Origin of the sequence: Streptomyces ossamyceticus, assembly GCF_001418475.1 — a bacterium.
Classification (GTDB): Bacteria; Actinomycetota; Actinomycetes; order Streptomycetales; family Streptomycetaceae; genus Streptomyces; species Streptomyces ossamyceticus.
The window spans coordinates 1-9057 of the sequence record NZ_LIQX01000525.1 but is presented as its reverse complement, the minus strand read 5'-3'; the positions used below and the strand labels follow the sequence as shown (position 1 = coordinate 9057).

9 protein-coding genes are annotated in these 9057 nt (G+C 72.1%); 4 read left to right on the top strand and 5 right to left on the bottom strand.

From position 1 onward, the window contains the following. Positions 1-28 precede the first annotated feature (28 nt). Positions 29-268, bottom strand: coding sequence for a heavy-metal-associated domain-containing protein (locus tag AOK15_RS31920; protein WP_055521806.1), 240 nt, complete (start codon positions 266-268; stop codon positions 29-31). Positions 269-384: 116 nt separating this feature from the next. Further along, positions 385-1092 carry a TetR/AcrR family transcriptional regulator gene (locus tag AOK15_RS31915; RefSeq protein WP_055521805.1) on the bottom strand — a complete coding sequence of 236 codons (708 nt, stop codon included), beginning with the start codon at positions 1090-1092 and terminating at the stop codon, positions 385-387. A gap of 160 nt (positions 1093-1252) precedes the next feature. On the opposite strand from AOK15_RS31915, the gene AOK15_RS31910 reads away from it, so the two are divergent. Together AOK15_RS31910 and AOK15_RS31905 are read left to right on the top strand one after the other, a co-directional pair. Then, the gene (locus tag AOK15_RS31910) at positions 1253-3577 is read left to right on the top strand and encodes an MMPL family transporter (RefSeq protein WP_079058833.1); all 2325 of its coding nucleotides are present in this window, start codon (positions 1253-1255) and stop codon (positions 3575-3577) included. A gap of 116 nt (positions 3578-3693) precedes the next feature. Next, positions 3694-4746, top strand: coding sequence for a zinc-dependent alcohol dehydrogenase family protein (locus AOK15_RS31905; protein ID WP_055521804.1), 1053 nt, complete (start codon positions 3694-3696; stop codon positions 4744-4746). A gap of 492 nt (positions 4747-5238) precedes the next feature. Here AOK15_RS31905 and AOK15_RS31900 read toward each other — a convergent pair whose 3' ends face one another. From AOK15_RS31900 to AOK15_RS31890, 3 genes are all read right to left on the bottom strand, one after another. Further along, positions 5239-5829, bottom strand: coding sequence for a GNAT family N-acetyltransferase (locus AOK15_RS31900; RefSeq protein WP_055521803.1), 591 nt, complete (start codon positions 5827-5829; stop codon positions 5239-5241). A gap of 65 nt (positions 5830-5894) precedes the next feature. Beyond that, positions 5895-6098: a helix-turn-helix transcriptional regulator gene (locus tag AOK15_RS31895; RefSeq protein ID WP_055521802.1), complete on the bottom strand. Its 204-nt coding sequence runs from the start codon at positions 6096-6098 to the stop codon at positions 5895-5897. 328 nt (positions 6099-6426) lie between these two features. Further along, positions 6427-7344, bottom strand: a complete 918-nt coding sequence (locus AOK15_RS31890; RefSeq protein WP_055521807.1) for a sugar phosphate isomerase/epimerase family protein — start codon at positions 7342-7344, stop codon at positions 6427-6429. Positions 7345-7468: 124 nt separating this feature from the next. Here AOK15_RS31890 and iolC point away from each other — a divergent pair, with 124 nt between their 5' ends. Together iolC and AOK15_RS31880 are read left to right on the top strand one after the other, a co-directional pair. Then, a complete protein-coding gene (iolC, locus tag AOK15_RS31885; protein WP_055521801.1) occupies positions 7469-8419 on the top strand; it encodes a 5-dehydro-2-deoxygluconokinase in 951 nt (316 codons plus the stop codon). Next, the coding region (locus AOK15_RS31880; protein ID WP_055521800.1) for a Cgl0159 family (beta/alpha)8-fold protein at positions 8416-9057 on the top strand (642 nt) is incomplete at its 3' end. The genes iolC and AOK15_RS31880, both read left to right, overlap by 4 nt.

Sequence of the window (9057 nt, the reverse complement as noted above, 5' to 3'; positions counted from 1 at the left end):
GGGCGGGGCCCCGCCAGGGGGGCGGTTCTCAGACGGTGCCGACCAGCTCGAAGCCGGCCTCGTCGACGGCGGCGCGCACGGCCTCCTCGTCGAGCGGGGCGGCCGAGACCACGGTGACCTCGCCGCTGGAGGCGACGGCCGTCACCGAGGAGACCCCGGCGATCTCGGAGATCTCACCGGAGACGGCGCCTTCGCAGTGGCCGCAGCTCATGCCGCTCACCTTGTAGACGGTGGTGACGGAGCCGGGAGTGTCGGTCTGGGCGGTCATGTCGTTGCTCCTCGTCGGGGTGTGCGGGTACGGGTAACCCTTCAGGTCTCCCATCTTATACCCCTAGGGGGTATGAAGCCAAGAGAGGTCGGGCGCCAGGGGTGGGGCCCGCGGGTTCAGGGGGTCGCGGTGGAGGTCGCGTTCGAGGTCGCGTTCGAGGCGACCGCGGTGGAGGCCGAGACCGCCTGTGCGTCGCGGAGGCGGTCGCCCACCAGCGGGTCGAGGTAGCGGAACAGCACGTCCTTCAGTTCCTGGACGTACGCCTCGCGGTCGTCGCCCTCGCTGGCGAGGACCAGTTCGAGGCCTGCCATGTAGAGCGCCATGCAGACGTGCGCGATGCGGGTGACGGCGGCGGCCGGCCGGTCGGGCAGGAGCGGGGAGAGCAGGTTCTCGACCCGGGTGATCAGGGTGTTGTGGAGGGCGTCGTGCTCCTCCGCCATCCGGCCGGGGACGTCCGGGCCGTGCATGAGGGTGAAGAACACCGGGTTGTGGCAGTTGAAGTCGATGAACCGGTCGACGGCGGCCGCCACGGCCTGCTCCAGCGGGGTCGCGGGGTCGATCGGCGCGAGCGCCTCGCCGTACGCCGTCCGCATGTCGGCCATCAGCCGCTGGCCCAGCTCGATCGCGATCGCTTCCTTGTTCGGGAAGAACTGGTACAGCGTGCCCGGTGAGACGCCGGCCTCGCGGGCGATCGCGTTGGTGCTCGCGGACGCGTACCCGGTCGACGCGAACACCGAGGCCGCGGCTTCGAGGAGTTGGGCGATACGGCGCTCGCCGCGGGCCTGGCGGCGGCGCGGCTGCTCCTGCTCCTGATGGGTGGGCATGCGGTTGTCCCCAGCTTCTCGGACCTGATTGACAAACACGAGTCGTCGCTCGCATTCTGATGAAACGCGAGCGAGGTCTCGTGTTTGCCAGTTTATGGCGTGGCGCATCCGTCCGCCCGGCTGCGCACGGCACGGATCAGAGTGAAGGGGACACCGCACCATGACCGAAGTCAACAGGCCGGCCCGAGCGGGAGGCTGGACCAGACTGGTGACCGCCCGTCCCCGGCTCTCCCTGCTCGTGGCCCTGCTGATCACCGCCCTCGCGGTCGTCGCGGGCAGCGATGTCGCCGACCGTCTGACCAGCGGCGGCTGGGAGGACCCCAAGGCCGAGTCCACCTACGCGACCAAGGCGCTCCAGCGCGAGTTCCCGAACTCCCAGCCGAACCTGCTGCTGATGGTCGACGCGGGCGACACCTCGGTCGACGATCCGGCCGTCGCCGCCGAGGCGAAGCGGCTGGCCGAGCGGCTCGCCGCCGAGAAGGGCGTCACGGGCGTCGGCTCCTACTGGCAGACCGGTGCCCCCACCCTCCGCGCCGAGGACGGCCGCCAGGCGCTGATAGCGGCCCGCCTGACCGGCGACGAGACCACGATGAACGCGACGCTGGACCGCATCACGCCCGAGTTCCGCGGCACGCACGGCCCGGTCGAGGTCAAGATCGGCGGCATCGTCGCCGTGCGCCACGAGATGCAGACGATCATCCAGGAGGACCTTCTGCGGGCCGAGCTGATCGCCCTGCCGGTGACCCTGGTCCTGCTGGTGATGGCCTTCGGCAGCGCGGTCGCAGCCCTGCTGCCGCTAGTCGTGGGCGTCGTCGCCATCCTCGGCACCAACGCGATCCTGCGCGGCCTCACCGAGCTGACCGACGTCTCGATCTTCGCGCTGAACCTCACCACGGCCATGGGCCTCGGCCTCGCGATCGACTACGCCCTGTTCATCGTGCGCCGCTTCCGGGAGGAGCTGTCCGCCGGCGCGGACCCCCGGACCGCCGTGGCCACCACCCTGCGCACCGCCGGGCGGACAGTCCTCTTCTCGGCGCTCACGGTCGCCGTGTCGCTCGCCGCGATGGCGGTCTTCCCCCAGGCGTTCCTGAAGTCCATCGCCTACGCGGGCATCGCCGTCGTCCTGCTCGCCGCGGCGGCGGCCCTGATCGTGCTCCCGGCGGCACTGGTGCTGCTGGGCGAGCGGGTCAACGCCCTCGACCTGCGCAAGCTGTTCCGGCGCCGCAGGGCCGAGGGGACCCCCGCCCGCGAGGAGGGTGCCGCCTGGGGCCGCACGGCCGGCTTCGTCATGCGCCGCGCCCCCTTCTTCGCCATCGCCACCACCGCAGGCCTGGTCCTCCTCGGTCTGCCCTTCCTCGGCGTGAAGTTCGGCTCGGCCGACGACCGTCAGCTCCCCGCGTCCGCCGAGTCCCGTGTCGTCCAGCAGCACATCCGGGAGGACTTCCCGGGCACCCCCGGCGGCGGTCTGGAGATCCTCGCCGAGGGCCGGGCGACCGAGGCCCAGTACACCGCGTACAAGGACGAGATCGCCGCCCTGCCCGATGTGCTCCGGGTGGACGGCCCCGTGGTGAACGGCGACGCGGCCTACTTCGCCGTGCAGCCGAAGGGCGACGTGGTCGACGAGGCCGCGCAGGACCTGGTCCACGACATACGGGCCCGGGCGGCCGACGCCCCGTTCAAGACGTCGGTGACGGGTGCGGGCGCGGTCCTGGTCGACACCAAGGAGGCGATAGGCGGCGGCCTGCCGTTGGCGCTCTCCTTCATCGCCGTGGTCACCCTGCTGCTGGTCTTCCTGCTCACCGGCAGTGTGCTGGTCCCCCTCCAGGCGGTCCTGCTGAACGCGCTCAGCCTCACCGCGATGTTCGGCGCGATGATCTGGGTCTTCCAGGACGGCCACCTCTCCGGCCTGCTGGGCTTCACCAGCTCCGGCTCCATCGAGACGACCCTGCCGGTGCTGATGTTCTGCGTGGCCTTCGGCCTCTCCATGGACTACGGCGTCTTCCTGCTCTCCCGCATCAAGGAGGAGTACGACCACAGCGGCGACCACACCGCCGCCGTCCGCCACGGCCTCCAGCGCACCGGCGGCCTCATCACCGCCGCCGCCGTCATCCTGGCCGTCGTGATGATCGCCATAGGCACCTCACGGGTGACGAACACCAAGATGCTCGGCCTGGGCCTCGCCCTCGCCGTGCTCATGGACGCGATGATCGTGCGCAGCCTGCTGGTCCCGGCCTTCATGCGGCTCACCGGCCGCGCCACATGGTGGGCCCCGGCCCCGCTGCGCAGGTTCCACGAGCGGTTCGGCCTGAGTGAGGGCGAGTCGGCCCCGCGCGCCACCGCGACCGGGAGCGCGACAGAGACCGCGGCCGACGGCGAGGAGGGCGACCGGGACAAGGGGAGCGGCGCCGACCAGGAGAGCGACCGCGACGAGGAGAGCGGCGCCGACAGGCAGAGCGACCACGACAAGGTGGAGATCTCTGGCTAGCGTTCACCGCAAAGGATCTCCGACAGGTCGGTGGGCCGGCCGTGAGCTCGGCCGGCCGGCAGGCAGACGGGCTGGGCCGGCCGACCTGTCGTGCGGTGAGGGTGAGGGCGAGGACTATGCGCGCGGTGGTGTTCGAGCGGTTCGGTGAGCCGGCCGAGGTACGGGATGTGCCGGACCCGACTCCGGCGGTCCACGGCGTGGTCGTCCGCGTCGAGGCCACGGGCCTGTGCCGCAGCGACTGGCACGCCTGGATGGGCCACGACCCCGACATCACCCCGCCGCACGTCCCCGGCCATGAGCTCGCCGGTGTGGTGGAGGAGGTCGGCGCCGGAGTGACCCGCTGGCAGCCGGGCGACCGGGTCACCGTCCCGTTCGTGTGCGCCTGCGGCGGCTGCGCCGCCTGCGCGGCCGGGGACCAGCAGGTGTGCGAGCGGCAGACGCAGCCGGGGTTCACGCACTGGGGCTCGTTCGCCCAGTACGTGGCCCTGGACCACGCCGACGTGAACCTGGTGGCGCTGCCGGAGGGGCTGTCGTACGGCACGGCGGCCTCCCTGGGCTGCCGGTTCGCCACGGCGTTCCGGGCGGTGGTGGCGCAGGGCAGGGTCGCGGCGGGCGAGTGGGTGGCCGTGCACGGCTGCGGGGGAGTGGGCCTGTCGGCGGTGATGATCGCGGCGGCCTCCGGCGCCCGGGTCGTCGCCGTGGACGTCTCGCCCCGGGCCCTGGAGCTGGCGCGGACGTTCGGCGCGGCGGCCTGCGTGGACGCCTCGGCGGTCCAGGACACGGCCGAGGCGGTACGGGACCTGACCGGTGGCGGCGCCCACCTTTCGCTGGACGCGCTCGGCTCCCCGGTCACCTGTGCGGCGTCGGTCGGCAGCCTCCGCCGCCGGGGCCGCCACGTCCAGGTGGGCCTGCTCCCGTCGCCGACCGGCACGACCCCCGTCCCCATGGCCCGCGCGATCGCCCTGGAGCTGGAACTCCTCGGCAGCCACGGCATGGCGGCCCACGCCTACCCGCCCATGCTGGAACTGGTCCGCTCGGGCGTCCTGAGCCCCGACCTCCTGGTGACGACGACGATCCCCCTGGACGCCGTCCCCGAGGCCCTCGCCGCCCTGGGCACGGCCCCGGGCAGCGGAGTGACGGTCATCGAACCGTGGATGAACCGGCCCTGACGCCCACCGCGCCGGGCCGGACCGCCGTCACGGCCGTCGGGCCAGGGGAGTCGGCGGGCCGTGAAGGTCGTCGGGTCATGGAGGCGGCCATCACGGTCAGCGGCCCGTAACGGTCGGCCCTCCGCGGGCCGTCGGCACCACGGGCGGCGACGGTCAGCCGGTCTGACGTCGTCCTGCCCGGGCCCGAACAGCCATCACGGTCAACGGGCCGTAAGGGTCAGTCGGCTGTCAGGGGCAGCGGGCCGTAATGGTCAGCCCTCCGCGGGCCGTCGGCACCACGGGCGGCGACGGTCAGCCGGTCTGACGTCGTCCTGCCCGGGCCCGAACAGCCATCACGGTCAACGGGCCGTAATGGTCAGTCGGCCGTCAGGGGCAGCGGGCCGTAAAGGTCAGATCGGCTGTCAGGGGCAGCGGGCCGTAATGGTCAGATCGGCTGTCGGGGGCAACGGGCCGCAAGGGGTATCCACCGCCAGGCACGGCGGCCCGCCGCGGTCACTGGGCCGTGAGGTCCGCTCCGCCGGCCCCCGGCCGGCCGCGGTGCGCGGCCCACTCGGGGGCGAGGATCGACATCCGTACGGCGTCGATCCACTCCCCGTCCTGCCACAGCGTCTGCCGCTCCACGCCCTCGGCCACGAACCCCACCTTCTCGTAGGCGCGCCGGGCGCGAGGATTGTGCGTGAAGACGTACAGCGAGACGCGGTGCATGGCGAGCCGCTCGAAGGCATGGCCGACCGTCAGGCGCACGGCCTCCGTCCCGAGCCCGCGGTTCCGCCCGGCGGGGCCGATCAGGATCCGGAAGCAGCAGGCGCGGTTGGGCTCGTCCCAGTCGTTGAGCACGGCCTCGCCCACCAGCTCACCGCTCGCCCGGTCCACGATCCCGAGATCGAGGCGGTCGGTCTGCTCGTTGCGGCTGCCGTACCAGGTGCGCAGCCTCTCCATGTCGTACGCCCCGTCCTGGCTTCCGGTGAGCCGGAGGACCTCCGGGTCGTCGAGGATGCGGGCCATCACGGGAGTGTCGTCCACCGTGAAGGGCCGCAGGACGGCCCGCTCACCGGTGAGTACGGGTTTCTCGGAGAAGCTCATCCCGGAATCCTCGGCAGGGCGAGGAGGCCGGGGCAAACGATTAAGCGCGGTGGTCAGGGCGGTCGTCAGTCGGCCGCCCTGCGCCCCCGGTTGCGGGGTCTGGAGGCGACCCAGGCGCGGACGGTGTCCGCGTACCAGTAGGGCTTGCCGCCCTCCACATGGTCGGGCGGCGGCAGCAGCCCGTGTTTGCGGTACGAGCGGACGGTGTCGGGCTGCACACGGATGTGCGCCGCGATGTCCTTGTACGACCAGAGGCGTCGGTCGGTCATCAGTGGCACCTCCCCGCGCGCACCACGGCGGCGGCCGGGACGACCGTCGGGGGAGCCGGGCGCAGCGCTGGCGATCACTAGCCTGTGCTCGCTCAACGACGCGCGGTGATCGCCGGGGCACCGCTGTGCACCACATGTGACACAAGTCCCGCGTAACCGTGACACCTGTGACAAAGGGGTGTCATTCGTGACGCCGGTGACGAACGAGGGTCACCCTCGAAGCCACCGCCCGCCTCTGAAGGGGCGCGGGGAACTGCGCGACAAGCCACCACGAACACGCGGCCTCGAACGCCCCGCAGCCCCCACCCCCTCTCGAGCCGCTACAGACCTACGCCCCGCAGGACCTGAGGAACGCCCGCGTCCGCTGGGCGATCGGCAGCGGAGCGTCCGGCTCGCACGGATACATGTCCTGCTCGACGATCGCGAACAGATCCACGTCCAGCTTCTGCGCGGCCGCCAGCACCGGCCCCAGCTCGGGCACGCCCTTCGGCGGCTCGCACATCACGCCCTGCGCCACGGCCGGTCCGAACGGCGTCCCCTTGGCCCGGACGTCCGCCAGGATCTCGGGGTCGACCTGCTTGAGGTGCAGATAGCCGATGCGCTCGCCGTACGTCTCGATCAGCTTGACGCTGTCGCCGCCGCAGTACGCGTAGTGCCCGGTGTCGAGGCACAGCGACACCACCGAGGAGTCGGTGCCGTCCAGGAAGCGGACGACGTTCTCCTCGCTGTCGATGTGGGTGTCGGCGTGCGGGTGGACGACGATCTGAAGGCCGTACCTCTCCCGCACCTCCCGCCCGAGCCGCTCGGTGAGCTGGGTGAGGTGCCGCCACTGCTCGACGGTCAGCTCGCTGGGCTCCAGCACCTGGCCCGTCTTGTCGTCCCGCCAAAAGGAGGGGATGACGACGAGGTGCCGGGCGCCCATGGCCTGGGCGAGGACCGCGTTGTCGGCGACGTGCGCCCAGGTCTTCTCCCAGACGTCGGGGCCGTGGTGCAGCCCGGTGAAGACCGTGCCGGCCGACACCTTCAAGCCACGTTTGGCCGTCTCCTCGGCGAGAACGGCGGGGTCCTTCGGCAGATAGCCGTAGGGGCCCAGCTCGATCCACTCGTAGCCGGCGGCGGCCACCTCGTCGAGGAAGCGCTGCCAGGGGACCTGCTGGGGGTCGTCGGGGAACCACACACCCCAGGAGTCGGGCGCCGAGCCGATCCGGATGCGCGAGAGTGAGGACTCAGGTGACAACGACGTCATGGCGGCCAGCTTCGGGCCGGAACCCAAGGGTGTCAATAGGTAGTCCGAATGTCTGGACAAAACATTGACAGGGCCGCTCTCGCGGAGCTAGACCTTGACGGAACCGGAGCGCGAAGGGAACTCGATGGCGTACGACCTGATCACCATGGGGCGGATCGGTGTGGACCTCTATCCGCTGCAGACGGGGGTCCCGCTGCCGCAGGTGACGTCCTTCGGGAAGTTCCTCGGCGGATCGGCGACGAACGTGGCGGTGGCCGCCGCCCGGCTCGGCCGTGACACCGCCGTCATCACCCGCACGGGCGAGGACCCCTTCGGTGAGTACCTCCACCAGGCGCTGCGGGACTTCGGCGTCGACGACCGCTGGGTGACACCGGTCCCCGGCCTCGCCACCCCGATCACGTTCTGCGAGGTCTTCCCGCCGGACGACTTCCCGCTGTACTTCTACCGCCGCCCCAAGGCGCCGGACCTGGAGATCGACGCCCACGAGCTGGACCTGGAGGCCATCCGCGAGGCCCGCGTCTTCTGGGTCACCGGCACCGGTCTGAGCGAGGAGCCCAGCCGTACGGCGACGCTCGCGGCCCTCGCCCACCGGGCCAAGGCGGGCACGACGGTCTTCGACCTCGACTGGCGCCCCATGTTCTGGACCGACCCCGCGGCGGCCCGCCCGTTCTACGAGGAGGCCCTGCGGCACACCACCGTCGCCGTCGGGAACCTGGACGAGGTCGAGGTCGCCACCGGCGTCCGCGAGCCGCGCGCCGCCGCCGAGGCCCTGCTGGCCGCCGGGGTGGAACTCGCGGTCGTGAAGCAGGGCCCCAAGGGGGTGCTGGCGGTGCACCGCGACGGCACGACGGCCGAGGTGCCGCCACTGCCGGTGAACGTCCTCAACGGGCTGGGCGCCGGAGACGCCTTCGGCGGGTCCCTCTGCCACGGTCTGCTCGAAGGCTGGGACCTGGAGCGGATCATGCGGCACGCCAACGCCGCCGGCGCCATCGTCGCCTCCCGCCTGGAGTGCTCCTCCGCGATGCCCACCGCACAGGAGATCGAGGCCGCGGTCACGGCGGGGGAAGTGCGGTGAGCGTCGACGTCTCCGCCCTGGTCCGCACCCGGGTCCACCACCCCGAGGCGATCGCCGAGGCCGCCGCCCGCCGGGTCCGCCGCCCCCTGATCGGCGACTCGGGACGGCTGATGATCGTCGCCGCCGACCACCCGGCCCGCGGCGCGCTCTCCGTCGGCGACCGCAAGCTCGCCATGGCGAACCGCGCCGACCTCCTCGAACGGCTGTGCCTGGCCCTCGGCCGGCCCGGCGTCGACGGGGTGCTCGCGACCGCCGACATCCTCGACGACCTGCTCCTCCTCGGCGCCCTCGACGGCAAGGTCGTCATGGGCTCGATGAACCGCGGCGGGCTCGCGGGCGCCTCCTTCGAACTGGACGACCGTTTCACCGGCCACCGCCCCGAGGACATCGAGCGGCTCCGCTTCGACGCGGGCAAGCTGCTGCTGCGCGTCGACTACGACGACCCGGGCTCCCTCGACACCCTGGAGTCCACCGCGCACGCCGTGGACGCCATGGCCGAGCGGCGGCTCCCGGTCTTCGTCGAGCCGTTCATCAGCCGCCGCGACCCCGTCACCGGCAAGGTCAGGAACGACCTCTCCGCCGACGCGGTCACCAAGTCGATCGCCATAGCCGCCGGACTCGGCGGCACCTCGGCGTAC

Excerpts from the sequence above, each read along its gene's own strand:
- AOK15_RS31920 (WP_055521806.1), bottom strand. The coding sequence starts at position 268 with ATGACCGCCCAGACCGACACTCCCGGCTCCGTCACCACCGTCTACAAG.
- AOK15_RS31905 (WP_055521804.1), top strand. The coding sequence starts at position 3,694 with ATGCGCGCGGTGGTGTTCGAGCGGTTCGGTGAGCCGGCCGAGGTACGG.
- iolC (WP_055521801.1), top strand. The coding sequence starts at position 7,469 with ATGGCGTACGACCTGATCACCATGGGGCGGATCGGTGTGGACCTCTAT.
- AOK15_RS31890 (WP_055521807.1), bottom strand. The coding sequence starts at position 7,344 with ATGACGTCGTTGTCACCTGAGTCCTCACTCTCGCGCATCCGGATCGGC.
- AOK15_RS31895 (WP_055521802.1), bottom strand. The coding sequence starts at position 6,098 with ATGACCGACCGACGCCTCTGGTCGTACAAGGACATCGCGGCGCACATC.
- AOK15_RS31900 (WP_055521803.1), bottom strand. The coding sequence starts at position 5,829 with ATGAGCTTCTCCGAGAAACCCGTACTCACCGGTGAGCGGGCCGTCCTG.
- AOK15_RS31910 (WP_079058833.1), top strand. The coding sequence starts at position 1,253 with ATGACCGAAGTCAACAGGCCGGCCCGAGCGGGAGGCTGGACCAGACTG.
- AOK15_RS31915 (WP_055521805.1), bottom strand. The coding sequence starts at position 1,092 with ATGCCCACCCATCAGGAGCAGGAGCAGCCGCGCCGCCGCCAGGCCCGC.